This window comes from Pararhodospirillum oryzae (assembly GCF_007992075.1).
Classification (GTDB): Bacteria; Pseudomonadota; Alphaproteobacteria; order Rhodospirillales; family Rhodospirillaceae; genus Pararhodospirillum; species Pararhodospirillum oryzae.
In genome coordinates this window covers 1-26,714 of sequence record NZ_BJZO01000057.1, presented here as the reverse complement: position 1 = coordinate 26,714, position 26,714 = coordinate 1, and the positions used below count along the sequence as shown (strand labels likewise).

Genomic DNA, 26,714 nt, shown 5'->3' with positions numbered 1-26,714 from the left:
TGGTGGGCGCGACAGGGATTGAACCTGTGACCCCTGCCGTGTGAAGGCAGTGCTCTCCCGCTGAGCTACGCGCCCGGTAAAGTCGGGGTTCCGGTCCGGGGATCGCCCCGGCCAGGGGCGGGTTTGTAGAATGGCCGCGAAGCCGTGTCAACGCTTTTTTGAAGGGGCCGGCGTCCCGTCGTCAAAATGAGCCCATTCCTTTGCCTGTCATGGGATTCCCCGGGACCCTGGGCAAGGAAACAGGCCTGGAAAATCCCTTGGTCGGCTGGGGCGGAACGGGCAAGATGCCCGCTTATCCGCCGTTGATCCTGGACAACGAGGTTGCCATGAGCGCTGATGACTCTCCTTCCTGCACGCCGCCCCGGGTGGGCGTGCTGGCCGTCGTCTGGCGCGATGGTCAGGTGCTGCTGGTCCGGCGCTGCAATCCTCCCCAGGCGGGGCGGTGGGGGTTCCCGGGCGGGAGGGTCGAGCCCGGCGAGACCCTGGCCCACGCCGCCGAGCGGGAACTGGTCGAGGAGACCCGCGTGCGGGGCCGCGCCGTCGATATCCTGCCGGTGATCGAACACATCGGCGAAGGCCAGCACTGGATCCTGGTTCCCGTCGCCTGCGCGTGGATGGGCGAACAGCCCCGCCCCGCCTCGGATGTCGATCAGGCCGGCTGGTTCGAACCCGACGCCTTGCCCCGCCCCCTGTGCGAGGGCATGGAACGGCTGGTGTGCGAATCGTTGCCCACCGTGGGAGGGCCCACATACTGACCCCAGGTTTCTTCTCCGGTCTTGCCGGCTTTTCCCTTCTCGCGGATGTCGCGCCCGTGCGCCATCCGGTCAGGGGTCGTCCGGTTTGCGTCTTCCATCGTTGCCTTAAAGATTCCCCTTCATGACTCTTCCTTCTTGTCGCGTCGTCGTGCTGTCCGCCCTGGCCAGCGCGGCGCTGATCGGTTCCCTGTTGGGCGGGCTGTACCTGGCGGGTGATGCCCTGTTCCGCCATGATCCTGATTTCCGTCGCTGGTACAACGTGCTGCGCTCCAAGCCCTTCCGCTACGAAGGGATCCGGCCGATCTATCTGGAAACCGATCCGGCGTCGCTGATCCACGTGGATGGCGATCTTGCGATTGCCCGGCGCCGGCTCGCGCTGTCGCGGGTCATTTTCGGGACCGACACCCCGCCCGATACCGTTCGCCCCGATACCATCGAGCGCGCCATCAATCCGGCGGGCGTGCCCGGCCTGGAGCCCTACGCCGGCTTCGCGTCGGCGTCGGCGATCGACCGGTTCAGCCTGACGGTGGACGAGGGGTTTACCTCGCGCTTTTACCTGATGCACCCCAAGGCGCCCAACGGACGCCTGGTCGTGTACCACCAGGGCTATGCGGCGACCATCGCCAAGGGAGCCGACCTGATCCGCCCCCTGCTGGAGCGGGGGTTCACGGTGCTGGCGCTGAATTACGTGGTGCCCCGGGGCGAGAACATCCTGGTCAAGCGTCTGTACCCGGGCTACGGCGTTTTCGAGCCGGGGCATGAACATCTGGCCTTCGATCCCTTGCCCTTGCGCCGCTACTTCCTGCCGGTGCTGGCGGGCCTCAACCAGGCCCTGGCCGATACCGGGGCGTCGTGGGCCGACATGGCGGGCATTTCGGCCGGGGGCTGGGTGAGCGTCGTCCTGGCCGCCCTGGAGCCGCGCATCCGGCGTTCGTACCCCATGGCCGGCGCCTACCCCTTGTATCTTCAGCAGCTGGACGATCATCCTCCGGCCGAGGAGCAGTACTATCCGCCGCTGCTGCACGCCGCCAACTACATGGACATGTTCGTGATGGGGGCGGTGGGGCCGGACCGGGGCCAGATCCAGTTCTTTGGCCAGTACGACCGCTGCTGTCAGAACAACCGCCTGGCCGAGTTGTACGCGCCGGCGGTGACGGCGGCCGTCGAGCGCCTGGGCGGGCGCTTCGCCATGCATCTGAACACCACCAGCCCCGATCACCGCATCAACGAGGACTACGTGGAGGCCATCCTGGCCGACCTGGCCCAGCCGCCCGCGCCGGTCCCGGCCGTGGGCCGGCAGGAGGAGGCTCCGGGATCCCCGCCGCGCCTTACGACGCCAGCAGAGCCTTGAGTTTCAGGTAGATCATCCCCGCCATGACCGTGTCGTGGAAGGCGTTGTGGGCCGGCAGGCGGGGCAGGTCCAAGGTGCCCAGGATGGTGGCGAAGCGCAGATCGACGTTGCCGGTGTACAGTCCGTCGCGCCCGCGCGTGCGCCAGTCGTAGAACAGCTCCGAAACCTCGATGCGTTGGTTGGGCAGCCCGATGCCCAGCCACGGGCGCGTCTGGCGTTCGATCAGGGCCACGTCGAATTCCAGGTAATACCCCACCAGCGGACGGGCGCCCGCGAAGCGCAAGAAACGCGCGACGGCTTCTTGGGGCGGCAGGCCCCGGGCAACATCGGTTTCGCGCAGATGATGGACGCGCACCGCCGCGCGGTCGATGGGCCGGCCGGGCTTGACCACCAGATCGAGCTTTTCACTGGTCAGGATGCGGTTGCCGCGCACCTTGACCGCCGCCAGGGTGATGATGTCGTCGGTGCGCCGGTTGAGTCCCGTGGTCTCGCAATCCACGCACACCACCTCGTCGTCGGGAGGCGGGTCGAACAGGAAGGCGTAGGCGGAATCGCGCAACCGGCGCCGCGCCAGGGCACGGCCAAGACGGGTTTTCATCGGCCGGATTCTCCTGGGGCGGGGCTCAGAACGCGCTGAGATGGAAGTGGTGGGCCAAAAGCGCCTTGAAGCGTTTCACCACCAAAAGCGCGTCGCGCAGCGCGTCGTGCTGGGTCTTGGTCAGGGTCTCGGCGCGGACCAGGGCTTCCCCGGGCGCGCCCGCCTCGGGGCGGCCCAGGCGCTGGGCCAGACGCAGGCCCATCAAGGCTTGCAAGGCTTCGCTCAGGTCGGCGGCCACGGCCGGTTCCAAGGCGCCGCGATCGCGCAGGATATCGATGCGATCGAAGGTGTTGCTTTCGGCCACCCCGTGTTCCAGGGCCAGGGCGCGCACCCCGTGAACGATGGGAAAAATGCCGCCCTTCTTGATATCAAGACCCCCGCCCGCGCCGCCCTTGCGGCTGACCAGGAGCTGATGAAAAAAGCCGATGGGGGTATCGAAGGTCAGGATCGGGCGCGCGAACAAGCTGAGGAAGGCATCGTTGCCGCGCAGGCGTTCCAGAACCCCGTTTTTGAGACGAGCCAGAAGATCCGCGTCTCCCGCCACCGGTTCGGCATCCAGGAAGGCGGCCAGGTTGAGGAACCCGGTTTCGCTGGGGGTGGTGGTCCAGCTCAGCAGGTCGTCGCGAAACGCGCTTTCGCTTTTGGCCCAGGCCGGGTTCGACACCATCATGCCCCCGGGGCAGGGGGGATAGCCAAAGCCCAGCATGGCCTCGGTGAAGCGCTGGCACACCGCGCGCAGCCGCTCGGGATCGGTGCCCTCGCGCACGATCAGGGCGTTGTCCTGGTCGGTCTTGGCCAGTTGCTCGCCGCGCCCTTCCGAGCCCATCACCACCAGGCAGCAGCCCCCGGGGCCGTTTTCGCTCGCGCACAGGGCATCGGCGGCCAGCAGGTGGAAGAGCTTGCTTTGCAGCTTGCGCGACAGGTCCGACACCAGGCGGGCCACGTCGCGCAGGCGCACGCCCGACCCGCTCATGCCCTGCAACAGGGGGTCCAGGGCGCGGGCGGCGGCGGCCAGGTCTTCCAAGGTGGTGGCCCGGTCGATGCGCTGCGCCACCAGGTGGGCGTGGCTCGACATGTAGCCCAGCAGGTCGATCATCTCCAAGACGCCGGTCACCTGGCCCTCGCGGCGCACCGGCAGGCGGCGAATGCCGTGGCGGGTCATCAGCACCTGGGCCGAGAACAGGAAATCATCGGCTTCGATGAACACGGTTTCAAAAGTGGCGCACTCGCCCACGGGCGTGGTGATCGGCCATTCGCGCACGAACGCCGCCTCGCGCAGGTCCGAGCCCGACAGCACCCCCACCCGTCCGTCGGGGGCATCGACGAGAAGGCTGGTCGCGTGGTGTTCCTTCATCAGCAAGGCCGCCTCGCGCAGGGTCATGGCGGCGGGCACGCGCAAGGGCGGGTGCAGGTACGCTTCGTAGACCTTGGCGACCATGAACCCCGCCATGCCCCGCACCTGCTGGGCCTGGGCATGGGCGGCCAGGCGATCGCCCAGCGAGGCCGCGAAAAAACGCTCGAAGGCCGGATTGGCGCGACACAGATCCAGCACGAGTTGGCGCGGCAGCACGTGGACGATGGTTTCTTCCTGGGCTTCGCACGTCGGCTGACGGGTGCCGTGGACCAGGGCCATGGCGCCCACGCAATCGCCCGCGCCCTGAACGGCCAGAAGATCGGTGCCATCGCGCTCGGCGACCAGGCCCTTCATGACCACGTACAAGACATCACCGGGACGCTCGGGGTCGGTCAGGCGTTCGCCGGCCTTGAAATAGGCGATGTCGGCCGCGTTTTGCAGCAGGTCGCGTTCGGTCTCGGTCAGACGGTCGAACGGGGGGACGCTGAAGTCGAACGGACCCATGGCCGTGCCCTTTTTGCCAGGGAAGCGCGGAAGGGGCGAAGAAGATCGCGCGGCCGGGTCGCGGCCGGGGTGGGTGCCGGCCCGGCCGGGCGTCGGCACCGGGAAGCGGAAGGGGGCCTGGCCCCCTTCCGGCGGGAACTCCCGCCGTGCTTCCCTGGGAGGCGATGCGATCATGAAAGGACCGGCGGGCGCCCACGGGGGGCTGCCCGCCGACCCTGGGGTTAGTGGCTGGAAGCCTGCTCGGCGCCCAGGCCGGTCTGCGAACGGACGTACTGATCATCGAAGGCCACCGACTCGGCGCGGGCTTCGTCGGAGGTGTCCATCTTCGAAACCACCCAGGCCACCAGGAACGCGAGCGGCATCGAGAACAAGGCCGGGTTCTTGTAGGGGAAGATGGCGTCGGGGTGACCCAGGACGTCCTTCCAGATGGTCGGGCCCAGGATCACCATCACGGTGGCGCAGGCGAGGCCGGCAAAGCCGCCCGCGAACGCGCCCCGGGTGGAAAGGCCCTTCCAGAACATCGACAGGAACAAGACCGGGAAGTTGGCCGAGGCCGCGATGGCGAAGGCCAGGCCCACCATGAAGGCGATGTTCTGGCTTTCAAAGGCAATGCCCAGAATGATGGCGATCACGCCCAGGCACAGCGTGGTGATCTTGGACACGCGGATTTCGTCGGTTTCGGCGGCGCGGCCCTTGCGGAACACCGAGGCGTAAAGGTCGTGCGACACCGCCGAGGCGCCCGACAGGGTCAGGCCCGACACCACGGCCAGGATGGTGGCGAAGGCCACGGCCGAGATGAAGCCGAGGAAGACGTTGCCGCCCACGGCCTGGGCCAGGTGGATGGCCGCCATGTTGGACCCGCCCAGGATCTTGCCATCGGCCCCCATGTATTCGGGCTGATTGAGAACCAGAACGATGGCGCCAAAGCCGATGATGAAGGTGAGGATGTAGAAGTAGCCAATCAACCCGGTGGCGTAGAACACCGACTTGCGGGCCGCCTTGGCGTCGGCCACCGTGAAGAAGCGCATCAGGATGTGGGGCAGGCCGGCGGTGCCGAACATCAGGGCCAGACCCAGCGAGATGGCGTCGACGGGATCCTTGACCAGGCCACCCGGTTCCATCAGGGCGATACCCTTGGAATGAACCTCGGTCGCCGTCTTGAACAGGCTTTCCATCGAGAAGCCGAAGTGAACCAGCACCATCACCGCCATGAAGGTGGCGCCCGACAGCAGCAGCACCGCCTTGATGATCTGGACCCAGGTGGTGGCCAGCATGCCGCCGAAGGTCACGTAGGCGACCATCAGCACGCCGACCAGGATCACGGCCACGCTGTAATCCAGGCCAAAGAGCAGCTGAATCAACTTACCCGCGCCAACCATTTGGGCAATCAGGTACAAAATAACCACAACCAGGGTGCCGGAAGCCGACATCGACCGGATGGGCCCCTGGCCGAGACGGAACGACGCCACGTCGGCGAAGGTGTACTTGCCCAGATTGCGCAACCGTTCGGCCACCAGGAACATGATGACCGGCCAGCCGACCAGGAAGCCGATGGAGTAGATCAGGCCGTCGAAGCCCGAGGTGAACACCAGGCCGGCGATCCCCAGGAACGAGGCGGCCGACATGTAGTCACCGGCGATGGCAAGGCCGTTTTGCATGCCGGTGATGCCCCCGCCGGCGGCGTAGAAGTCCTTGGCCGACTTGGTGCGCCGGGCCGCCCAGTAGGTGATGCCCAAGGTGGCGACCACGAAGGCCACGAACATGGCGATCGCGGTGACGTTGACCGCTTGTTTTTCAACCGCGCCATCCACCGAGCCGGCGGCAAAGGCGAGGGTGGGGAGCAGCAGGGCCGGGGCCAGGGCGGCGCCGGCCGTTCCCAGGGTGCGCGAAACGTGGCTCACTTACTTGGACTCCTCGACAATCTGGCGGGTCAGCTCGTCAAATTCGCCGTTGGCGCGGTAGACATAGATACCGGTCAACACAATGGCGGACAGGATGACGCCCAGGCCAACGGGGATGCCCACGGTGGTCACGCTGCCCTCGCCCAAGGGGGCGCCCAGCATGTCGGGAGCAAAGGCGATGATGGCGATGAACCCGTAGTAGATCACCAGTATCACGGCGGTGAGGATCCAGGCAAAACGCCCGCGTGTTTCACACAATTGATGGAATTTAGGGTTCGCGCGAACCCGATCATAGATGGTTCGAGACAAGGGAGCCTCCCAAGGGATTGTCGCCGGGCGAAAAGGCTGTCCGGCGCTGTTCCGTCCAACGGAGCATCCGGGGGCCGGCTTGGTGCCGGCTTCTCCCGGAGGGCTCCAATTTTAGTGCCAGCAACATGGCTGGTATGCACCGTGACGATACCTTACGCGCGCGGAAACACCAGAGGAAAAAGACGGGATCGCGAAAATCCTGCCCCCCCATTCCCAGAGTCCGCGTAAAAAAGCCCGTGACAAGAAGGCGTTGGGAACAAGATTGGGGGGGGAGGGGGGAGAGGGGAGGCCTGCCGATACTGGACGGAAGGCGCGGAATGGTGGGGAATACTCGGCTCCATTGCGCTGCAATAAAGAAATGATGTTAAAAAAGAGGAAGGTGAATAAAGGCAAAATCCGTAGGGATGGTTCAGTATAAAGTGTGATGACCCAAGGAAATTCGACGCTTCGTTTCGCCGGGAGCGAAGGGGGGCTGCCTGGGAATACCCGCTCCAACAGGCCTCCGGTCCAGGCGATCCTCCTTTTTGCGCCCCAATTCCAGTAATGCAGAGCTGTTTTGCGTGTTTTGTCGCGAGAGCCGGTTCGGGCCGGCGTGCCTCCCGGGGGGAGGGGATGGGTTCCCTTCGAGGAAGAGAGTCGCGGGCCTATTTCACCAGAAGGCGCGCCAGACCGAACATCGTCGTCACCACCACGGCCGCGTTGACGAGGACCGCCGCCAGCACCGTGCCCACCATCCATTTCAGAAGATCAGCCTTGGTTTCGGCAAGACCGGCCTTGATCTCCACCCGAACCTGGGCGAATTCGGCCCGAGTCTCGCGCCCGAGATCGGTGATCTGACCTTGCAGGTTGGTTCTGAGTTCCGAGATTTCGTCCTTCACCTCGGTCCTGAGCGCGGCGATATCTTCCTTGATCTCGGTCCTCAGTTCGGACATTTCGCTTCGGACCCTGGCGATATCCTCTTTGACCTCGGTCCTCAGCGCGGCGATGTCGTCCTTGAGCTCGGTCCTCAGCTCGGACATTTCGCTTCGGACCTTGGCGATATCTTCCTTCACCTCGGCCCTGAGCTCGGCGATATCTTCCTTCACCTCGGCCCTGAGCTCGGCGATGTCTTCCTTCACCTCGGCCCTGAGCTCGGTGATGTCTTCCTTTACCTCGGCCCTGAGCTCGGTGATGTCTTCCTTTACCTCGGCTCTCAGCTCGGCGATGTCGGCCTGAAGGTCTCCCTTGGCCTGGATCAGATCGGCCCGGCTGGCGGACTGGACATCCAGGAACGCGGCCAGGGCCTCGACCTGCGGTCGGGTGAAGCCGGCATCCTCAAGACGAAAGGCGTGAACGGTCATGGGCCGGGTCTCCGGACGAGTCGCCTGAGGTCAGTGTGGGGCGGGCCCGTGTCCGGGTCAAGGGGAGGGCCGCCTATCGGGGCGATCCTGGAAGCGAAACAACCCGAACGGGTTCCGGCAGGGACTCGACGGCCAGCCGCGCCAGGTGCGGATGATGGGTGAAGAACAACACCTGGGTCCGTCGGGCCAGCTCGGCCAGCACCCGGAAGCCGGCCCCGGCGCGGGTATCGTCGAAGGTCATGAACAGGTCGTCGGCGATGAAGGGCAGGGCCGGGGCGTGGGGCACGGCGTGCTCGATCGCGGCCACGCGCAAGGCCAGGTACAACTGGTCGCCGGTGCCGGCGCTCAGGCCATCCAGGGGGACGGGGCGGCCGTCGGCCCGCAGGGCTTCCAGGCCGGGCTGGTCGTCGTCGTAGGTGGTGCCCAGGCCCGCGAACGAGCCTCCGGTCAGGGTCGCGAACAACGCGCCCGCCCGATGCAGCAAGGGCCCCTGGCGATCGCGCCGGAAGCGCTCGATGCCCCAGTTCAGCAACACGCTCGCCGTGCGCAGGCGGATCACCTCGGCCGTGAGCGCGTTCATGTCGGCCAGCGCCGCCGCCTTGTCGGCGGCCGCCCGCGCCGCCAGCCCGTCGCCGCCCAGGGCCTGGAACGCCTGGCGGGCCTCGCGGTCGTGGTCGCGGGCGGCGCGCAAGGCGTGTTCGATGTCCTCCATCCGCCGGGCCTGGGCGGCTTCCCCGGCGGCGGCCTCGTCGGGATCGACGCCGGCGCATTCGGCGATCAGGTCCGGCAGGGGGATGCCGTCGCCGTCGGCCTTCAGGCGCGCGAGTACCGCCGCCCGTTCATCGTCCACGGCGCGCGCGGCGTCGGAAAGGGCGATGACGGGGGCCAGGGCCTGGGGATCCTCGACCCCGGCCGCGTCCAGCAGGGGGCGCAGGCCGCCCAGCACCGTGTGGCGTTCGGCGCTCGCTTGGGCGTGTTCTTCTTGCTGGCGCTGGCGTTCGCGGATCAGGCGCGCGTGCTCGTGGGCCTGGGCGCGGGCCTCGGCCAGGCGGGTCCGCAGGCCGTCCAGGGTTGCGTCGGGATCCAGGGGCAAGGGAGCCCCGTCGGGCGTGGCCAGGGCTGTCCCCAGGGCGGCGATGGCGTCGTTCAGGGCCGCGTGTTCCGCCTCCAGCCGTGCCAGCTCATGGCCCAGGCGCCGGGCCTCGTCCAGGCTCTGGCGCAGGGACTCCAGGGTGTCGAGGCGGCTGGCCACGCCCTCCACCGGCGTGGCCGGATCCAGGCCCAGCGCGCCCAGGGCCGCGTGCCAGTCGTGCTCCCAGGTGGTCCACGCGGCCCGGGCGGCGTTCAGGGCCGCTTGCCTGCGCGCGGTCTCGGCGGCGGCCTGGGCCTGCTCGGCGCGCAGCCTCTGGGCCTGATCATGGAGTCGCTCCAGGCGGGCGAGCCGGGCGCGGGCGTGTTCGATCCAGGCCGGCAGGGGCGCGGCGGCGTCAAGGCCCGGGGGGGCGAGACCCGGGAGATCGGTTGCGGGGGCGGTGGCGGGCAGGGCTGCCAGGGCCCGGCGTATTTCGTCCCCCGCCTGGGCGCGCTGGGCTTCCAAGGGGAGCAGGCGCTGGCGGGCGTCGCGTTCGCGCGCGGCCACGGCAAGCAGGGCGGCGCGTCCATCCAGCCAGGCCAGGGCCCGGTCGGGATCCGGGGCCAGGTCGGGCAGGGCGTGCCACAGGGCACGGGCCTGGGCCTCAAGGGTGCCGGCCTCGGCGCTCAGGGCGTCGGCCTCGGCGGCCAGCAGGGCCACGGCATCGTGCTGGGCCTGATGGCGGCGCTGGCACTCGGCGAAGCGCGCGGCGGCCTCGGCGTGGGCGAAGCGGCGGTCGGCCAGGGCATCGGCGGCGGTGGTGGCGCTTTCCAGGGCGTCGGCCAGGGCCGGGGGCGACGGTTCCGCCGCGTTTTCCTCGCCTTCGGGCGGGACGTCGGGCTCGTCCAGCCAGCGGGCGCGCACCCGGGCCCACAGGCGGGTGCGCCGGGCGCGGGTCTCGGCCAGGGCGGCGGGGGACACCACCGTTTCATCCCGGGCGAGGCGCTCCAGTTCGTCGGCCAGGAGCGCGAGCGCCTTGGTTTCGCGGGCGTGGCGTCGGGCCAGGTCGCGCTGGCGTTCCTCGTGCGCGCGGTGGGCCTCGCGCAGGGCTTCCACCGCCTCGCGGGGGGGGACGGCCAGCTTTTCCAGCGTGTCCAGGTCCATGTCCGCCGGCGTCAGTCCGGCTTGCCGTCGCGCCTGTTCGGTGGCGGCCGCGTCGGCCTCGGCCCGCTCCTTGAGAAGGGCGGGGCCGGTGGTGGCTTCGGTGTCGCGGGCCAGGGCCAGGGCCGCCACCAGGGCGGTGGGGTCGATGTCCGGCCCCAGGGCCGCGCGCTGGGCAGCCAGGGCGGCTTCGCGGGCGCGGGCTTCGTCCAGGGCCTGGGCGGCGGCCTGGACCGCGGCCAGGGCCTCGCCCCGCGTCGCCAGCCGGGCTCGCGGCACCACCGCGTCGGCCGGAGCCGGCAAGCGCTGGCGTAGGGCTTCTTCCTCGCGCTCGGGCCATCCCAGATCGCCGGCGGCGCGCGCGCACGCCGCCCGGGCCGCCTTCAGCGCCTCCCGCAGGGCCGGTACCCGGGCGGCCTGCGCCCGCACGGCGATGCGTCGTTCGGCCAGGGCGTCGAGGGCGTCGGCCTGGGCCAGCACCCCCGTGTCGGGCGCCAGGGCGGCCAGGGCCCGGGCCAGGCGGGTGTCCTCGGCCGTCAGGGTGTCCAGGCGGGCTTGAAGAAGGGCCGCCTCGCGCAGGGTTTCCTCCACCCGGGCGCTGGCGTCGGCGGGCAGGCGGCAGGTTCCGGCCAGGGCCCGCTGGCGTTCGTTCAGGTGCTCCAGCGCGCGCACGTCGCGCAACACCCGGCGCACCCGCGCGAGCCGGCGGGCGGTGGTGCCGGCCTCGCGCGCGTCCGCTTCCAAGGTGGCCACGGCCTGGGCCGCCTTTTCGGCCGCGTCGCGCCGGGCCTGCCAGTCGGTGGCGTTCAAGGTATGCGCGCGCAAGGCGGCCTTGGCGGCGTCCAGGCGCTCCTCGGCCTGGAACCACGCGCGATGCGCGGCCTTGCGCGGGCTCCACAGTTTTTCGGCCTCGTCGTTCAAGGCGCGCAGGCGCTGTCCCAGGTCGGCCAATCCCGCCCCGGCCGCGAACAGGGCCTGCCCCAGGTCGCCGTTGCCCGAAATCATCGCCTGGCCGCCCTCGCGCAGGCGCTCGCTGTCCAGGCTGAACAGGCGGATGAACGCGTCCCGGTCGCTGCCGCCCAGCCACGCCTCCAGGCGCCCTTGTGCCTCGGGCAGGGGCTGGCCGTCCGGATCAAGGAAAATGTTCTTGGTGCCCTTGCGGCGCACGAAGGCCAGGGGGGGCTCGTCCGCCCGCTCCAGCACGCCCCCCAGGCGCAATGCGGTGGACGGGTGCAGGAAATCCCGCGTCGTGCGGTGCGGAAAGCCGAACAGGAAATCCTCGATCGCGGCGCGGGTGGTGGACTTGCCCGCTTCGTTCGGCCCCACGAGGAGGGTCAGGTCGGGGGTGCCGGGGGAAGGCGCGGCCAGGTCGACGGTGAAAGCGGTGAACGGGCCATAGGCCAGCAGGTCCAGACGCGAAAGGCGCATGTCAGGCGTCCCCCCCGTCCAGGCGGGCCATCAGGAAGGGCCGGACCGCCGCGATCAACGCCCCGGCGTCGCCCGTCAGCGCGGCCACCAGCGCCGGATCGTCGACCAGCCGCCCGGGGTCGTCCGGGTCCACGGTCGCCAGCTCGGCCGGCAGGCGGCGCACCAGGGGATCCAGGTCGGTCCGCAGGCGCTCGACCAGGTCGGGATCCCGGGCGGCCTCGTCGAGAAAGGCGTCGAGGCCGGCCAGGGCATCCAGGCCTTCCCGGATGCCCGGGGCTTCCGGCGCGCTGTCGCGGGAGGGGGCGGGCCGGGTCGGGGGACGGGTTTCCAGGCGCACGCTTTCCACCCACGCCCGCCCGGGCCCCAGCCCCAGGGCCGCCGCCCGCGCCTGGGCCTCCAGATCGCGCTGTCCGGCCAGCAAGGCCGTGTGCGCCGGGGTTTCGCCGCCCAGGATCAGGCGGCAGGCCAGCAGGCGGCCGTCTCCCTGGGTGGCGACGGCGTCGGCCAGGACCTGGGCCAGCCGGTCCTCGACCGCGCTTCGGGTCGGACAGTCGGCCAGGGTCACGTCCAGCACCGCCCAGCGCACCGTGTCGACGGCGCTGGTTTCCAAGGCGGTGACCTGGCCGTTGTCGACCTCGACCAGGGTCACGCTCTTGGGGCCGGGCTCGCGCGCGTGGCGGCCTTGCGGCGTGCCGGGAAACACCACGGGCGGGTGACGGTGCACCACCGTGTGTTGATGCACATGGCCCAGTGCCCAGTAGTCATAGCCTCGCCCCAGCAGGTCGGAGAGCGCGCACGGGGCATAGTTGGCGTGCCCGCCCAGCCCCCCGAGGCCGGTGTGCAAAACGCCCATGTTGAAGCACCCGGGCACGGGGGCCGGATAGTCCAGGGCCAGGTTGTCGGTGACGGCGCGTTCCTTGTAGCTTTGGCCGTGCAGGGCCACCCGGTCGCCCCCGGGCAGGTCCAGGACAAAGGTCTCGGGCCGACGGCTGCCGAACACCCGTACCGTGGGCGGCAGGATCAACGATCGGGTGATCCGGCTTTCCGCGTCGTGGTTGCCCTGGGCCACGACCACGGGAATCCCCTGGTCGGCCAGCCGCCCCATCTGCTCCACGAAAAACAGGCCGGTGTGATAGTCGCGCCAATCGCCGTCGTACAGATCGCCCGCGATCACCACCAATGCCACGTTCTCGGCCAGGGCCAGGTCAACCAGGGCCACCAGGGCGTCGCGGGTGGCCGTGCGGCCCAGCCCGCTTCCTTGAGTGTCCAGGCCGGCCAGCCCTTGCAAGGCGCTGTCCAGATGCAGGTCGGCCGTGTGCAAAAATCGAAACACCCGTCAATCCTTCCGTCGGCCAGGGGCCCGTTGCCCATGAAACCCGCCGTCCCGGCGTCGTTCAAGGGGCTTCATGGCCGCGTCCTTGACGATGGGAGAGGAAACAGGGGGCATTTTTTCGTATGATTGGAAGACAGAGATCCCGAAGGGGCGGAGTCATCAATGACCATTGTGACATTTCAAGAAGCCGAGGCAGGCTTTTCCGCCTTGATCGAAGAGATCGAGAGGGGCGAATTCGTGACGATCACCAGACAAGGCAAACCGATCGCGGCCCTGGTGTCCCTGGAAGCGGCCGAAGCCGCGCGTCAGGTTCTGGAAAAACGGCGGTCCGGCTTGGTGTCGTATTTGCGGTCTTATCCTGGCGAGCCTGTCGAGCGTTTTCATTCCTCGTCACGTGACGTTGATTTATGAGAGGATTCCTGCTCGATACCAATGTCATCTCCATGATGGCACCCTCTTGGGCGGATCCACCCGCAGCCTTCTTCCAGTGGCTGGAGACACAAGACGCCGAGGGAAGGGTGTTTTTTGTCGGTGGTGACGGTTCACGAAATCGAGCGAGGGATTGCCACCCTCGGCAGCAAGGGCGCGACCGCCAAGGCCGCGCGCCTGAAGGTGTGGCTGGCCGGGTTGCTTGATGGCTTCGGCGATAGAATCCTTGGGCTTGATCTTCAAGCCGCCGTTTTGTCTGGACACCTGGAAGCGCGGGCCCTGGCCATCGGCCATGCGCCCGGGATGGCGGATGCCATGGTTGCCGGAATCGCCAAGAGCCATGATCTTGTCGTGATTACTCGAAACGGAAGGCATTTCCAGCCGTTTGGAATTGCTGTCCTGTCGCCGGAAGAGGCAGCCAGGCGACAGGAAGGAAACCTGGAGCCATGAGCAAGGACCGGACGACACCCAAGGAGATCGCCCATGGGCAGCGGGTTCAAGGACCATTTTTCGGCCTGCGCGGATGGTTATGCCCGCTTTCGCCCCCAGTATCCGCCCGATCTGGCGCCTTTCCTGGCCAGCCGCTGCCCCGCGCCCGGCCTTGCCATCGATTGCGGGTGTGGCAGCGGGCAGCTTTCGGGGTGCCTGGCCGCGGCGTTCGCGTCGGTGTGGGCCGTGGACGCAAGCGCGGCTCAGATCCAGGCCGCGCCCGCCCATGAACGGGTGCGCTATCACCACGCCCCGGCCGAGGACACCGGCCTGCCCCCGGGCGAGGCCGATCTGATCGCGGTGGCCCAGGCCGCCCACTGGTTCGACCTGCCGCGTTTTCATGACGAGGCGCGGCGGCTGGCCCGGCCCGGGGCGCTGCTCGCCCTGATCAGCTACGGGGTGACGGAAACCGACGGGGCGCCCGGCGCGGCCCTGGCCCATCTGTATCACACGGTCCTCGGCCCCTACTGGCCACCCGAGCGCCACCATGTGGAAACCGGCTATCGCCTGCTGCCCTTTCCCTTCCCCGAGGAAGAGGCGCCCCCCCTGGCCATGACCGCCTCGTGGAGCCTGGACGAGCTGGTGGGCTACATCGGCACCTGGTCCGCGCTCAAGGGGGCCCGCGCCGCCGGCGAGGACGCGCGTCTGGCCCGGGCGGTGGACGATCTCGCCGCCGCCTGGGGCCCGCCCGAGTCGGTGCGCGTGATCCGCTGGCCTTTGGCCCTGCGCCTGGGGCGTCTGTAGCATCTTTTTTTGAATCAAGGCTCTGGCGGTCGTTGCCGTCCCGCTGGCACCGCTGTCTTGCGTAAGAACAAAACATGAACTATAGCCGGAAGGTTCCCTTGGCGCCCGCGCCCGAAACCCAGAATGCCAGGATGTCGTGATGCCCCAGGATGCCGATCTCGCCGCCCTGCGCCGCGTGGTGCGCCAGCTGGAAGAGGGCGGGCGGGAGACGGCGCGGGTGTGTCCGCTGGGGATCGCGGCCGTGGACGCGGCCTTGCCGGGGGGTGGGCTGGCGCTGGGACAGCTGCATCAGGTGGTGGCGGGTCCGGGAGCCTTTGAAGGGCCGGCCACGGCCTTTGCCGCCTGGATGGCCGCGCGGCTTGCCCGGGGGCGGGGGCCGGTGGTGTGGTGCGTGCAAGGCGGGGAGGATGATACCTTGTACGCGCCGGGGCTGGCGGCCCTGGGGCTGGAGCCGGGGCGGCTGATGGTGGCGCGGGCCCGCGATCCGGCCCGCCTGCTGTGGAGCCTGGAGGAAGCGTTGCACTGCCCCGAGGTGGGGGCGGTGATCGGGCAGGGCGCGCGGCTGGAGGGAACCAGTGGCCGGCGCCTGCACCTGGCGGCGGCCCGTCGCGGGGTTCCCGGCGTGCTGCTGGAGCGCGCGCGTCGGGGCGGCGCGCCGGGAGTGGCGAGCACGCGCTGGCGGCTGGAAGGACTGCCTTCCGCGCCCACGCCGTGGGGCGGGCCGGGGCCGGCCCGCTGGCGGGTTGTCCTGGAACGCTGTCGGGGCGGCGTGCCCCGGGCCTGGATCCTGGAGTGGTGCGATGAGGCGGGTACTCTCGATCTGGTTGCCGACGCTGATCACCGATCACCTGACCCGGCCCGGGCAACCGGGGGCTCCGTGGCGTGACGCGCCCCTGGCCACGGTGACGACGCGGCGCAACGCCCTGGTGCTTGACGCCCTGAACCCGGCCGCGCGGGGGCTTGGGCTGACTCCCGGCCTGACCCTGGCCGATGCCCGTGCGCGCGCCCCCGGGGTGCGCGCGTGGCGGCTTGAGTCCGACCCTCCCCGGCGCTGGCTGGCGCGGCTGGCCGAGGCCTGCGGGGGCTTTACGCCCCGGGTGGCCGTGGACGGCGTGCCCGACGGGCCCAAGGGCGGGGGGCTGATCCTCGACATTACCGGCTGCGCCTTGCTGTTCGGGGGCGAGGAGGCCCTGGCCGGGGCGGTGCGGGCCCGTCTGACCCGGGCCGGCTACCAAACACGGGTGGGGGGCGCCGACACGGTGGGCGCCGCCTGGGCCGCCGCGCGCTTCCTGGCCAGCGAGGAGACCCCGGTGTTCGTGCTGCCCGAGGGCGCCCAGCGCCAGCTTCTGGCCGGCCTGCCCGGGGCCGCCCTGCGTCTGCCTCCCGATGTCGTGGAAACCCTGGCCGCCCTGGGGATCCGCGACATCGGGGCCTTGATGCGCCTGCCCCGGCGGGCCCTGGCCGCCCGCCTGGGGCCCGTGGTCGGCCAGCGCCTGGACCAGGCCCTGGGCGCGGCGCCCGAGCCCGTGGCCTGGCACCGGCCGGAAGCGCCCGTTGTCGCGCGCCGCGCCTTTCCCGAGCCGCTGGGCACTCCGGCCGGACTGGAGGCGGCCCTGGACGCCCTGCTGAACGGCGTCACCCGCGCGCTGGAGGCCCGCCACCAGGGGGTGCGCCGGTTGCGGCTGACCCTGGAGCTGTGCGACGGCGGGGCGCGCGAGCTTCTCGTGGGCACCCACCAGCCGACCCGCGACCCCCGCCATCTGGCCGGCCTGCTGCGCGAGCCGCTGGCTTGCGTGGAAGTCGGTTTTGGCGTGGATGCCCTGGTCGCGCGGGTGCTGGCAACCGATCCCTTGCCCCCGGGCTGGGGAAAGGCGGTGCTGCCGGGGATGGAGGAGAGCGCGCCTTCGGCCCCGGGATCGGGGCTCGCCTGCCTCCTGGACCGGCTGGCGGGGCGGCTGGGCGAGGCCCCGGCGGTCTTGCTGCCCCGGGCCCGCTTCTGGCCCGAGGAGGCGGTGCGTCCGGCCGTGCCGCTGACGGACGGGGGCGTGGCTGGCGCGAGGGTCCCCTGGCCGCAGCCGGCGCCGCGTCCGGTGCGTCTGTTCGCGCCTCCCCTGCCGGCTTGCGTGCGCGTGGACGAGGCCGGCGTGCCCCGCTCCTTGAGCCTGGGCGCCACCGCGTTTGGGGTGCGCGCCCACGACGGTCCCGAGTGCCTGGGCCCGCCCTGGTGGAATGCCCCCGGGGAGGATCGGGAGCCGCCGCGCACCTACTGGCGGGTCGAGACCGGGGACGGCCGGCGCTTGTGGCTGGTCCACGCGGGCCACGCCTGGGCCGTGCACGGGGTGTTCCCATGACCGGCGGCTGGCGGCGGCCCGGGGACGGGGACCCGGCGGCGGCGCCGTCCGCCCCGTGTTCTCCGGAGCCACCCCCCAGGGCCGAACTGTTCGCCCAGTCGTGCTTCAGTTTCCTGGAGGCGGCATCGACGCCCGAGGATCTGGTGATCACCGCCGCCGCCCTGGGCCTGCACGCCCTGGCGGTGACCGATCGCAACTCGCTGGCCGGGGTGGTGCGCGCGCATCGCGCCGCCCGGGCCCACGGGGTGCGGCTGGTGGTTGGTGCCCTGATCGATCCCCGGCCGGCCGAGGGGCCCATGGTGCTGATGCACCCCGGCGACCGCGCCGCCTATGGCCGCCTCGCGCGTCTGATCACCAGGGGCCGGCGCGCCGCCCCCAAGGGAGAATGCTCCCTGGGGGCCGCCGACCTGCATGCCCATGCCGAAGGGCAGTGGGTCACGGTGATCGCGCCCGAGGGGCTGGAGGATCCCGGGGCCGATCCGGTCTTCCGGGGGGCGCTCGCGGCCTGGAAGCAAACGGCCGGGGCCCGGCTGTCGCTGGCCCTGACGCCCCGGCACGACGGCTGCGACCGCCGGCGCCTGTGGCGGCTGGCCCGCCTGGCCGAGCGCCTGGATATTCCCCCCCTGGCGGCGGGAGCGGCGCGGCTGCACGCCCCGGCCAGCAAGCCCCTGCTGGACGTGCTGACCTGCCTGCGCCATCACGTGCGCCTGGACGAAGCCGGCTGGCGCCTGGCCGCCCATGCCGAGGCCCATTTGCGCGGGCCGGCCGACTGGGCGCGGCTGATGGCCGACCATCCCGAGGCCCTGGCCCGGCCGATGGACGTGGTGGCGGGGTGTTCGTTCTCGCTTGCGGAACTGCGCCACGACTACCCGGCCGAAAGCGGCGACGAGCCCCCCGACCGGCGCCTGGAACGCCTGACCCGGGCCGGGGCCCGCGAGCGCTACCCCGAGGGCGTCCCCGAGTCGGTGGAGCAGCGGTTGCGCCATGAACTGACCCTGATCGCCCGCCTGGGCTACGCGCCCTATTTCCTGACCGTCGAGGCCCTGGTGGCCTTCGCGCGCGGGCGGGGCATCTTGTGCCAGGGCCGGGGCTCGGCCGCCAACTCGGCGGTATGCTACTGCCTGGGCATCACCGCCGTGGATCCGGCGCGCAGCGACTTGCTGTTTGAACGCTTCATCTCGGCCGCGCGCAACGAGCCCCCCGACATCGACGTGGATTTCGAGCACGAGCGGCGCGAGGAGGTGATTCAATATCTTTACGAAACCTACGGCCGCGACCACGCCGGCCTGACCGCGACCGTGATCACCTGGCGGGCGCGTTCCGCCTTGCGCGACGTGGGCCGGGTGCTGGGGCTGAGCGACGACACGGTGTCGGCCTTGTGCGGATGCGTGTGGGGATCGTCGTCGCGCCTGCCCTCCGACGCGCGGGTGCGCGAGGCCGGCCTGGATCCCGACAGCCCGCGCTTGCGCCAGGCCCTGGACCTGGCCGCCCAGTTGATGGGCCTGCCCCGCCATCTGTCGCAGCACGTGGGCGGCTTCGTGCTGACCCGCTCGCGCCTCGACGAGGTGGTGCCAATCGAAAACGCCGCCATGCCCGGGCGCACCGTGATCCAGTGGGACAAGGACGACCTGGATACCCTGGGGCTGCTGAAAATCGATGTCCTGGCCTTAGGCATGCTCAGTTGCCTGCGCCGCGCCCTGGCCCTGGTCGCGCGCCATCACGGCCGCCCCCTGACCCTGGCCACGATCCCGCCCGAGGATCCGCTGGTCTATGACATGCTGTGCCAGGGCGACAGCCTGGGGGTGTTCCAGGTCGAAAGCCGGGCCCAGATGGCGATGCTGCCCCGCCTGCGCCCGCGTACCTTTTACGATCTGGTCATCGAGGTGGCGATCGTGCGCCCGGGACCGATCCAAGGCGACATGGTGCACCCCTACCTGCGCCGGCGCCGGGGCGAGGAGCCGGTCCGCTATCCATCCCCCCTCTTGCGCCGGGTTCTGGAAAAAACCCTGGGCGTGCCCTTGTTCCAGGAACAGGCGATGCGCATCGCCATCGAGGGTGCCGGTTTCAGCGCCGAGGACGCGGACCGCCTGCGCCGCGCCATGGCCACCTTCCGCCACGCGGGCGAGGTTGGCCGCTTTCGGGACGCGTTCGTGGCCGGCATGGTCCGGAACGGCCTGGACCCCGCCTTCGCCGAGCGCTGCTTTCGTCAGATCGAGGGCTTCGGCAGCTACGGCTTTCCGGAAAGCCACGCCGCCAGCTTTGCCTTGCTGGTGTATGCCTCGGCCTGGCTGAAATGCCACGCGCCGGCCGCCTTCGCCTGCGCCTTGCTCAACAGCCAGCCCCTGGGGTTCTACGCCCCGGCCCAGATCGTGCGCGACGCCCGCGCCCACGGGGTGGAAGTCCGGCCGGTGGACATCAACCAAAGTGAGTGGGATTGCACGCTGGAAGCCGTGATTCTTCCCGGCGGCCGGCGCGCGCTGGCCCTGCGCCTGGGCCTGCGCCAGATCAAGGGCCTGGGCGAGGCGGCGGGGCGCGCGGTGGTGGCGGCCCGGGGCGCGGGCTACGACTCGCCCGAGGCGGTGGGACGCCGGGCCGGGATCGCGCGCGCCGCCCTGGAACGGCTGGTGGGGGCCGATGCCTTCGCGGGTCTGGGGCGCGAACGGCGCGAAGCCCTGTGGGCGGTCAAGGGCCTGGATCCGGCCCCGTTGCCCCTGTTCGCCGCCGCCGAGACCCGAAGGGTCGAGACCCGGGGAACCGAGACCCGAAGGGTCGAGACCGGGGGAACCGAGACCCGAAGGGTCGAGACCGGAGGCGCCGGGAGCCGGGGGAGCGAAGGCCGGCAGGGAGAGGCAGGCGAGGGCGACAATGGGGACGAAGAGGCGGTGGCCTTCGCCCCCTTGAGCGAGGGCGAGGCCCTGCTGGCCGATCTCGCTGCCTTGCGCCTCAGCTTGCGGGCCCATCCCCTGGCCTTGCTGCGCCCCACCCTGACCCGGGCCGGCTTTCACCCCTGCCGGCGCCTGGCCGAGCGGGCCGACGGGACCCGGGCCAGCGTGGCCGGGCTGGTCTTGTGCCGGCAGCGTCCCGGCACCGCGTCGGGGGTGGTGTTCATCACCCTGGAGGACGAGGACGCCGGGGCGAATGTGATCGTGTGGGCGTCGGTGTTCGAGGCGCACCGGCGCATCGTCATGGGCGCGCGCCTGCTGGCCGCCAGCGGCCGGATACAGCGCGAGGGCACGGTAATCCACCTGGTGGCCGATCACCTGGCCGACCTGACCGGGCTGCTGGCGACCCTTGCCCCGCCCGGGGAAGCCCGGGTTCGGGCGGTTGCCACCAGCATGGAACCCGCCCGCGCCGACCGCCTGCGCCACAACCGGCCGGGCCCGGGAACGGGGGAGGGCCGGTAAGGGGGGCGGGCTGGCGTCGGGGTTTTGGCCTCGAAGTTACTCTAAAATTTATAGAATCAGACTGAAACTGGGCCAACTTGACTCAAGTTGATCCAGTTTCAGTCTGGAGCGAACAGACTCTGGATCCCTTTGTTTGAGTTTGTTTTTTCGGGAAAAGCGGTGCTCCCTTCTCCCCGGCGAACCCTACCTTTTGATGCGTGCCACGAAGCGTTCGATCTCGGTGCTCAGGGTCGTGGTGTCGTGGGAAAGGGCATCGACCTTTTCCTTGACCACGTCCACGGCCTGGCCGGTATCGCCGGTCAGGCGCGAGACCTCGGCCATGCTGGCGGTTGCCGTGTCGGCGCCGCGCGCCACGTCCTGGACGGTGCGGGCGATTTCCTGGGTGGCGACGCGCTGCTGTTCAACGGCGCTGGCGATGAGGGTGGCGATTTCGCTCACCTTCTGGATGGTGCCGCCGATGCCCTGGATCGCGCTGACCGCGTCGCGGGTGGAGGTTTGCACGGCCGTGACCTGGGCCGAGATTTCCTCGGTCGCCCGGGCGGTCTGGTTGGCCAGGTTCTTGACCTCGCCCGCGACCACGGCAAAGCCCTTGCCGGCCTCGCCGGCCCGTGCCGCCTCGATGGTAGCGTTGAGCGCCAGCAGGTTGGTCTGGCTGGCGATGGAATTAATCAGCTTGACCACCTCGCCAATGCGGTTCGCGCACTCCACCAGTCCCTGAACCAGGGTGTTCGTCCGCTCCGCCTCGTCGACCGCGCCTTGGGTGATCTGGGTGGACTGGCTGACCTGGCGGCCGATTTCCTGGATCGAGGCGGCCAGTTCCTCGGTGGCGGCGGCCACGGCCTGGGCGCTGGATCCGGCTTCCTCGACCGCTTTTTGGGCCTCCGTCGACTGGCTGACGCTGGTGTCGGCCACCGATTGCATGGTTTGGGCCGTGTTCTGCAACTCCTCGACCGAGCCCAGGAGGCGTTTCACGGGGGCTTCAATGTCGGCCTCGAAAACCCGGGCCTGCTCGTTCAAGGTTTCGGTGGCGGCATTGTTGGCCGCATGGATATAGACCGCGTTGAAAATTTCCAGGTCGTACATCACAACGCGGGTGAGGGTTGAAATAATCTGAACCTGCCGGGCGGGATGGCGCCGATAGTGAGGCAGGATTTTTTCGATCAGTTCACAAAGAATGGAATTCCAGAAGACCGAATACCATCGGAGATCAAGGCCCATTTTTTGCCTGCGCCGCCCCATGTCGATGGCCTTCTTGAACTCCTGTTCGGTGAAGTTGGCTGCGAAAATGCTGTTAAGCCAATGATCGATCTGGGATTTTTTTGCATCTGACAGGGAAATGTCTTTGTAGGCGATTTGAACTTCTTCCCATTGAAGAATATACGAGAAGGCGTTATTTACAATAGTTTCCATGTATGGTTTAACAATAGGCTGAAGCTCGCGGAGGGTTTTGCGTGTTTCCTCATCAATTCGCATTGCTTCAAGGCGAACCTGGTTGTTCAAGGCCTTGCTCATGACGATCACCCTGGTTGAGCTTAGGAATTGCGGCAGTGCGGCGTAACCAAACGAATATATTTGTATATCGATTCGTTTTCTTCGGCAAGGCGTGATCCTAAAAGGACACAGTTTAGTCTGTATTAGCGCTTAAAATATGATTGTTTTGTTCTGGATTCGCCTTCCGCGCGGGCATGATTCGCGTTGCAATGACGTATTTAAATACCTTTATGGGGGTCCGCAATCCCGTGTTTTATTCCGGCGCGAGGGAAGGGGGCGCTCTCTTTGGAACCAACCGGCAAGGCCAGATTATCCTGGGGTCGGGGAAAGGGCTGCGGTACACTCCCGCCGCTTCCGGCCGGGGCGACGCCTCCGGCGGAATACGCTTGGGCAAAAGGGGAGAGCCAGACCATGCGCAAAACGCCGCACCGCCTTCGACAGATCCTCGCGTGCGCCGTGATCGGAGCCGGCATGCTGCTGGGACACGCTGGGGAAGGCCATGCTCAGTCCACGACCCTGAGTCAGGCCCTCTACAGCAAGAACGGGGGCGGATCGAGCTGGTGGGGCAACGGCGGCGGGTCTGGCGGTGGCTTTGTCACGGTCAACCCCGACAAGGGCGATCTTCTGGTGCTGGGCGCCGGCGCCGTGACCTTGTTCAACTTCAAGGACGACGAGTCCACCGCCGGTCAGTTCCGGTTTGAATACCGGCCCAACGAATCCTTGTGGATCTTGCGCCCGTTTGGCGGGTTCGAGGTTTCGACCGAGGGATCAACCTATCTGTACGGCGGCTTGCTGGCCGATGTGATGCTGGGCAAGCGGGTGTACGTGATGCCCAATGCCGCGTTGGGCTGGTACACCCAGGGCGGCGGGCGCGACCTGGGCTATCCGCTGGAATTCCGGTCGGGCCTGGAAGTGGGCTGGCGCTTTGATGGCGGCTGGCGGGCCGGCGTGGCCATGCATCACCTGTCGAACGCCAACATCGCCGACAAGAATCCGGGCGTGGAGGAAGTCAGTCTGAACGTCTCCATGCCCCTGACCAGCGTGCTCAGCCTCGCCCACTGACACCCGGGACGGCTCGTCCGGCTCGTGGCCTCCCTGTTCCTCCCCCGTTTCAAGGGCTCATGGTTCCCTTGGAAACGGGGGAGGCGCTTGAACCAGGGGGAGGCCTTTTCTCACCGCCCCCCGATCCGGGGCATGCGGAAGGGCAGCAGCCAGGGCACCCAGCGCGAGCGCAGGCGCTCCAGGTCCAGGCTTTCATGCACCGAGCGCACGCGCTCGCCCCACAACGCCGTGTCCACCACCGAGCGGGTGTAGAACGGCGTATCTTCCAGGGTTTCCACCACGCGCGGGCAGGTGCCCGCGTCGCAGCGCGTGCCCCGCGCCACCCGCCACGCCGGCCCCATCGGCAAGGGGGCGGGCGGCGGCATGTCGGCGGGCACCAGGCTGCCGTCCGGGGCGCTGCGCAGGGCCAGCAGCGTGGGCCCCTGGTCGGCGTGGCGGGGCGTGATGTCGTACAAGATCGCGGTGCCGCCGTCGGCCGTGCAGCCGCGCGACCAGTCCCAGCGCCGGAAGGCGGCCTGCATCGGTTCGTCGCCGTCGTTGGTGTCGAAATACCCGGCGCCGCTCCAGCTCAGGGCCGGGCTTTCCAGGTGGACCTCGACCCGGGCACTGGGCAGCACCGGCCGCCAGCGGTGGCGTCCGGCGCCGTCCAGCCGGAACGTCTGGCTGTTCAGGGCGGCCGGAAACACCCGGATTCGTCCGCGCACCGGGCGGGGCAGGGGGGCGGTGCGTTCGTCGATGCTCACGCTGAGGCCGCCATCGGCCCAGGTCAGGGTGCTGGGGCCGATGGTCAGGTGGTCGGGGCCCCGGCGCAGGGCGGCGCGTCCGCGCTCGGTCATGGTCCACAAGCGGGGCTGGCCGTACAGTGCCACGTTGATCGCGCAGTGGTTGGCGGGATCATGCCGGCCGCTGAGCGCGTAATAAGGTGAAAACACGCTGCCGATGAAGGCGATCAGGGTCAGGCCGTGCTGGCCATCGTCGCTGAGCGCATCCACGTACCACCACGCATAGCCGCCCGGCGCTACCGGACGCGTGAAGTCAGGTCCGACAATACCGCCGTCGCCGCCAGGCGTCCCGACAGGGCCGCCATTGGCACCCCCGCCCCCGGATGGGCGCTGCCCCCCGCCAGATACAGCCCCGGCACCGCCGTTCGCGCCGCCGCCCGGCCGAACGAGGCTGCCCAGCCGTGGGTCGCCCGCCCGTAAAGGGCGCCCCCCGTCCCCGGGAAGCGTCGTTCGAAATCGCTGGGCGTCGTCACCCGCACCGTTTCCTCCTGGGGCCGCAAACGCAGGCCGCAGCGTTCCATCTGGGCAAGGGTCCGGGCGGTGCATTGGGCGATCTCCTTCTGGTCAAGGGGGGCGCGATCCCCGAGGGCGGGGGCGTTGATCAGGCAGAAAAGGCGTTCAGCCGAGGGGCGCGTTTCATCGGACGAAACCTTGTCCGCCGGGGCCGCGCCCGGGTTAGCGGTTCCGGTGGTCCCGGAGGTCAGGGCGCCGTCGCGGTCGGGAGCGCAGATGTAAACCGTGGGCTGGGGGGGGACGCGCTGGTGGTCGGTCAGGTCCTTGAACTCCGCCCCGTAGTCGGCGCTGAAAAACACCGTGTGCCGCGACAGGGGGAACCCCTCGGCCTCGGCCAGCATGGTCCAGGTCAGGGCGCTGAGCGATCGTTCGCGGAGCGCGGGCGGTGGCGCGGCCCGGGTGACCGCCGCGCCCAGGTGCCCCAGGGCCAAGGTGCCGGGATCGGCGTTGACCACCACCGCGTCGGCCCGCACGGGCTCGCCGTCCTCCAGCGCGACGCCGACAACCCGGCCGTCCGCGACCTGGATTTCCCGCACCCTGGTGTTCAGGCGCACGCAGGCCCCCTTGGCCTCGGCCAGCCCGGCGAGGGCCCGGGCCAGGCCGACCATGCCGCCTTCCACCAGCCACACGCCTTCTTGTTCAACGTGGGCGATGAGCATCAAGGTCGCCGGCGCGAGAAAGGGCGACGAGCCCACGTAGGTGGCGTAGCGTCCGAACAGCTGACGCAAGCGCGGATCGCGAAAGATGTCGGACAGGGTTTTCCAAAGGGTGGTGAAGGGCGCGATGCGGGCCATGTCGGCCAGCCCCCGCGCGCCGACCCGGCGCATCAGCCCGGCGGCGCTGGGGCGCGGCGCGCGGATGAAGGTGGGCTCCAAAAGCCCGTAGATCTCGCGGGCCCGGGCGCGGAACAGGGCAAAGCGCCGGGCCTCGGCCGCGCCGGCGAAGGCGGCGATCGCGGCCTCGGTCTGATCCGGATCGGCCAGCAGGTCGAGGCGGGCGCCGTCGGGCCAGGCGTGGCGCGCCAGGACCTCGGCCGGGCGCAGGGCCACGGTTGCGTCCAGGCTGGCGCCGGCGTCGTCGAACAGCTGATCGAACACCCAGCGCATGGTCAAGACGGTGGGGCCGGCGTCGATCGGGCCCAGGGCCGAGGGCACGGCCTGCATCTTGCCGCCGGGGGTGGCGGCCTGTTCGATCACGGTCACGTCAACGCCACGGGCGGCCAGATCCACCGCCGCCGCCAGCCCCCCCATCCCGGCGCCGACCACCACCACCCGTCTTGTCGCCATTGACCGCCTCCTTGTTTTTGGCGTCTTTGCCGTGACGTTGCAGGCCTCCCAATCGTCATTGACTTGACCCTATCAAATGTCCAAAGTGCCTAACAGTCGCAAGTGGCACAAATCATTGACAATTGCCGGTGGCGGGAGGAATTGATGGACCCAAGGCAGCGCATCGATCGGGCTCTGGAACGTGCCCTTGGCCGGACCACGGCGCCCGGATCGCCGCCTTTATTGGCGCGGGCGATGCATCATGCCGTTTTTCCGGGTGGAGGGCGCTTTCGGCCCCGCCTGACCTTGGGTGTCGCCCTTGCGCTGGGTGACGATGCCCCCGAGTTGACCGACGCCGCCGCCGTTGCCATCGAACTGCTGCATTGCGCGTCGCTGGTGCACGACGATCTGCCGTGTTTCGACGACGCCGACATGCGCCGGGGCCAGCCTTCCGTTCATAAGGCGTTCAACGAGCCGCTGGCGGTGCTGACGGGCGACGGCCTGATCTTGCTCGCCTTCCAGAACCTGGCCGAGGCGGCCAGCGGCCTGCCGCAGCGTCTGGGTCCCCTGGTCAGCCTGGTGGCCGACGCGGTGGGCGTGCCCAACGGAATCGTCGCCGGCCAGGCCTGGGAGTCGGAACCCGAGGTTGAGATCAACGACTACCAGCGCGCCAAGACAGCGGCCCTGTTCGCGGCCTCGACCATGGCCGGCGCGGTGGCGGCGGGGGGCGTGGCCGCCGACTGGCGAATCCTGGGCGAGCGCCTGGGCGAGGCCTATCAGGTGGCCGACGATCTGCGCGACGTGGCCTCGGATCCCGAGACCCTGGGCAAGCCGGTGGGCCAGGACGCCGCCCTGGGCCGGCCCAACGCCGTGGCCCAGTTCGGGGTCAAGGGGGCGATCGGTCGCCTCAAGGGCCTGATCGACGAGGCCACGGGCTCGATTCCCGAGTGCGCCGGGGCCAGTGCCCTGCGGGCCCTGATCCGCAAGGAATCCGAAGGCTTCCTGCCCCAGGCCCTGGCCTCCTACGCCGCTTGACGCTTGCCGGGGAAAAGCGGGAACCGCTTTTCCCGAAAATACC

20 protein-coding genes and 1 tRNA gene are annotated in these 26,714 nt (G+C 69.5%); 10 read left to right on the top strand and 11 right to left on the bottom strand.

Annotated elements, in window-relative coordinates; all coding sequences use genetic code 11:
* Nucleotides 1-75 (bottom strand) — tRNA-Val (locus ROR02_RS10885).
* Between the two features lie 251 nt (nt 76-326).
* Here ROR02_RS10885 and ROR02_RS10880 point away from each other — a divergent pair.
* On the top strand, nt 327-755 hold the full coding sequence (locus ROR02_RS10880; protein WP_147164048.1) for an NUDIX hydrolase: 429 nt from the start codon (nt 327-329) through the stop codon (nt 753-755).
* A 121-nt stretch (nt 756-876) separates the two neighbouring features.
* Nucleotides 877-2,106, top strand: a complete 1,230-nt coding sequence (locus ROR02_RS10875; RefSeq protein WP_174823026.1) for an alpha/beta hydrolase — start codon at nt 877-879, stop codon at nt 2,104-2,106.
* On the opposite strand, the gene ROR02_RS10870 is transcribed toward ROR02_RS10875, so the two are convergent.
* The 7 genes from ROR02_RS10870 to ROR02_RS10840 form a co-directional block, all read right to left on the bottom strand.
* Nucleotides 2,084-2,704: a 3'-5' exonuclease gene (locus tag ROR02_RS10870; RefSeq protein WP_147164047.1), complete on the bottom strand. Its 621-nt coding sequence runs from the start codon at nt 2,702-2,704 to the stop codon at nt 2,084-2,086. The two genes, ROR02_RS10875 and ROR02_RS10870, sit on opposite strands and share 23 nt — an antisense overlap.
* A gap of 25 nt (nt 2,705-2,729) precedes the next feature.
* The gene (locus ROR02_RS10865) at nt 2,730-4,562 is read right to left on the bottom strand and encodes a putative nucleotidyltransferase substrate binding domain-containing protein (protein WP_147164046.1); all 1,833 of its coding nucleotides are present in this window, start codon (nt 4,560-4,562) and stop codon (nt 2,730-2,732) included.
* A gap of 221 nt (nt 4,563-4,783) precedes the next feature.
* Nucleotides 4,784-6,463 (bottom strand): cation acetate symporter, encoded by a 1,680-nt coding sequence (locus ROR02_RS10860; RefSeq protein WP_147164045.1) that lies wholly within the window; start codon nt 6,461-6,463, stop codon nt 4,784-4,786.
* Nucleotides 6,464-6,772, bottom strand: a complete 309-nt coding sequence (locus ROR02_RS10855; protein WP_147164044.1) for a DUF485 domain-containing protein — start codon at nt 6,770-6,772, stop codon at nt 6,464-6,466.
* 644 nt (nt 6,773-7,416) lie between these two features.
* On the bottom strand, nt 7,417-8,112 hold the full coding sequence (locus ROR02_RS10850) for a CCDC90 family protein (protein WP_147164043.1): 696 nt from the start codon (nt 8,110-8,112) through the stop codon (nt 7,417-7,419).
* Between the two features lie 73 nt (nt 8,113-8,185).
* Nucleotides 8,186-11,773 (bottom strand): YhaN family protein, encoded by a 3,588-nt coding sequence (locus ROR02_RS17445; RefSeq protein ID WP_147164042.1) that lies wholly within the window; start codon nt 11,771-11,773, stop codon nt 8,186-8,188.
* A 1-nt stretch (nt 11,774) separates the two neighbouring features.
* Nucleotides 11,775-13,106, bottom strand: a complete 1,332-nt coding sequence (locus ROR02_RS10840) for a metallophosphoesterase family protein (protein WP_147164041.1) — start codon at nt 13,104-13,106, stop codon at nt 11,775-11,777.
* Between the two features lie 162 nt (nt 13,107-13,268).
* Between ROR02_RS10840 and ROR02_RS10835 the strand changes: the two genes are divergently transcribed.
* From ROR02_RS10835 to ROR02_RS10810, 6 genes are all read left to right on the top strand, one after another.
* The gene (locus tag ROR02_RS10835) at nt 13,269-13,517 is read left to right on the top strand and encodes a type II toxin-antitoxin system Phd/YefM family antitoxin (RefSeq protein WP_147164040.1); all 249 of its coding nucleotides are present in this window, start codon (nt 13,269-13,271) and stop codon (nt 13,515-13,517) included.
* A gap of 120 nt (nt 13,518-13,637) precedes the next feature.
* The gene (locus ROR02_RS10830) at nt 13,638-13,985 is read left to right on the top strand and encodes a PIN domain-containing protein (protein WP_246135513.1); all 348 of its coding nucleotides are present in this window, start codon (nt 13,638-13,640) and stop codon (nt 13,983-13,985) included.
* A gap of 33 nt (nt 13,986-14,018) precedes the next feature.
* Nucleotides 14,019-14,768 (top strand): class I SAM-dependent methyltransferase, encoded by a 750-nt coding sequence (locus ROR02_RS10825; protein ID WP_147164039.1) that lies wholly within the window; start codon nt 14,019-14,021, stop codon nt 14,766-14,768.
* 139 nt (nt 14,769-14,907) lie between these two features.
* Nucleotides 14,908-15,654 carry an ImuA family protein gene (locus tag ROR02_RS10820; protein WP_147164038.1) on the top strand — a complete coding sequence of 249 codons (747 nt, stop codon included), beginning with the start codon at nt 14,908-14,910 and terminating at the stop codon, nt 15,652-15,654.
* Complete coding sequence (locus ROR02_RS10815; RefSeq protein ID WP_147164037.1) at nt 15,569-17,119, top strand: Y-family DNA polymerase; 1,551 nt, start codon at nt 15,569-15,571, stop codon at nt 17,117-17,119. Before ROR02_RS10820 ends, ROR02_RS10815 begins: the two co-directional genes overlap by 86 nt.
* The gene (locus ROR02_RS10810; protein WP_147164036.1) at nt 17,116-20,523 is read left to right on the top strand and encodes an error-prone DNA polymerase; all 3,408 of its coding nucleotides are present in this window, start codon (nt 17,116-17,118) and stop codon (nt 20,521-20,523) included. The genes ROR02_RS10815 and ROR02_RS10810 overlap by 4 nt, the downstream gene beginning before the upstream one ends.
* Before the next feature lie 183 nt (nt 20,524-20,706).
* Here ROR02_RS10810 and ROR02_RS10805 read toward each other — a convergent pair whose 3' ends face one another.
* Nucleotides 20,707-21,996 (bottom strand): globin-coupled sensor protein, encoded by a 1,290-nt coding sequence (locus tag ROR02_RS10805; protein WP_147164051.1) that lies wholly within the window; start codon nt 21,994-21,996, stop codon nt 20,707-20,709.
* Between the two features lie 429 nt (nt 21,997-22,425).
* Here ROR02_RS10805 and ROR02_RS10800 point away from each other — a divergent pair, with 429 nt between their 5' ends.
* Nucleotides 22,426-23,076, top strand: coding sequence for an acyloxyacyl hydrolase (locus ROR02_RS10800; RefSeq protein ID WP_246135512.1), 651 nt, complete (start codon nt 22,426-22,428; stop codon nt 23,074-23,076).
* Between the two features lie 110 nt (nt 23,077-23,186).
* Here ROR02_RS10800 and ROR02_RS10795 read toward each other — a convergent pair whose 3' ends face one another.
* Both ROR02_RS10795 and ROR02_RS10790 read right to left on the bottom strand, forming a co-directional pair.
* Nucleotides 23,187-24,068, bottom strand: a complete 882-nt coding sequence (locus tag ROR02_RS10795) for a carotenoid 1,2-hydratase (protein WP_218032806.1) — start codon at nt 24,066-24,068, stop codon at nt 23,187-23,189.
* A gap of 26 nt (nt 24,069-24,094) precedes the next feature.
* Nucleotides 24,095-25,657 carry a phytoene desaturase family protein gene (locus tag ROR02_RS10790; RefSeq protein ID WP_147164035.1) on the bottom strand — a complete coding sequence of 521 codons (1,563 nt, stop codon included), beginning with the start codon at nt 25,655-25,657 and terminating at the stop codon, nt 24,095-24,097.
* 144 nt (nt 25,658-25,801) lie between these two features.
* On the opposite strand from ROR02_RS10790, the gene ROR02_RS10785 reads away from it, so the two are divergent.
* Entirely contained in the window at nt 25,802-26,671 is an 870-nt protein-coding gene (locus tag ROR02_RS10785) for a polyprenyl synthetase family protein (protein ID WP_147164034.1), read from the top strand.
* Nucleotides 26,672-26,714 lie beyond the last annotated feature (43 nt).

Coding starts and splice junctions, on each gene's coding strand:
- ROR02_RS10815 (WP_147164037.1), top strand. CDS start 15,569: ATGAGGCGGGTACTCTCGATCTGGTTGCCGACGCTGATCACCGATCAC.
- ROR02_RS10870 (WP_147164047.1), bottom strand. CDS start 2,704: ATGAAAACCCGTCTTGGCCGTGCCCTGGCGCGGCGCCGGTTGCGCGAT.
- ROR02_RS10805 (WP_147164051.1), bottom strand. CDS start 21,996: ATGCGAATTGATGAGGAAACACGCAAAACCCTCCGCGAGCTTCAGCCT.
- ROR02_RS10875 (WP_174823026.1), top strand. CDS start 877: ATGACTCTTCCTTCTTGTCGCGTCGTCGTGCTGTCCGCCCTGGCCAGC.
- ROR02_RS10850 (WP_147164043.1), bottom strand. CDS start 8,112: ATGACCGTTCACGCCTTTCGTCTTGAGGATGCCGGCTTCACCCGACCG.
- ROR02_RS10825 (WP_147164039.1), top strand. CDS start 14,019: ATGGGCAGCGGGTTCAAGGACCATTTTTCGGCCTGCGCGGATGGTTAT.
- ROR02_RS10785 (WP_147164034.1), top strand. CDS start 25,802: ATGGACCCAAGGCAGCGCATCGATCGGGCTCTGGAACGTGCCCTTGGC.
- ROR02_RS10810 (WP_147164036.1), top strand. CDS start 17,116: ATGACCGGCGGCTGGCGGCGGCCCGGGGACGGGGACCCGGCGGCGGCG.
- ROR02_RS17445 (WP_147164042.1), bottom strand. CDS start 11,773: ATGCGCCTTTCGCGTCTGGACCTGCTGGCCTATGGCCCGTTCACCGCT.
- ROR02_RS10820 (WP_147164038.1), top strand. CDS start 14,908: ATGCCCCAGGATGCCGATCTCGCCGCCCTGCGCCGCGTGGTGCGCCAG.
- ROR02_RS10800 (WP_246135512.1), top strand. CDS start 22,426: ATGCGCAAAACGCCGCACCGCCTTCGACAGATCCTCGCGTGCGCCGTG.
- ROR02_RS10835 (WP_147164040.1), top strand. CDS start 13,269: ATGACCATTGTGACATTTCAAGAAGCCGAGGCAGGCTTTTCCGCCTTG.
- ROR02_RS10865 (WP_147164046.1), bottom strand. CDS start 4,562: ATGGGTCCGTTCGACTTCAGCGTCCCCCCGTTCGACCGTCTGACCGAG.
- ROR02_RS10790 (WP_147164035.1), bottom strand. CDS start 25,657: ATGGCGACAAGACGGGTGGTGGTGGTCGGCGCCGGGATGGGGGGGCTG.
- ROR02_RS10880 (WP_147164048.1), top strand. CDS start 327: ATGAGCGCTGATGACTCTCCTTCCTGCACGCCGCCCCGGGTGGGCGTG.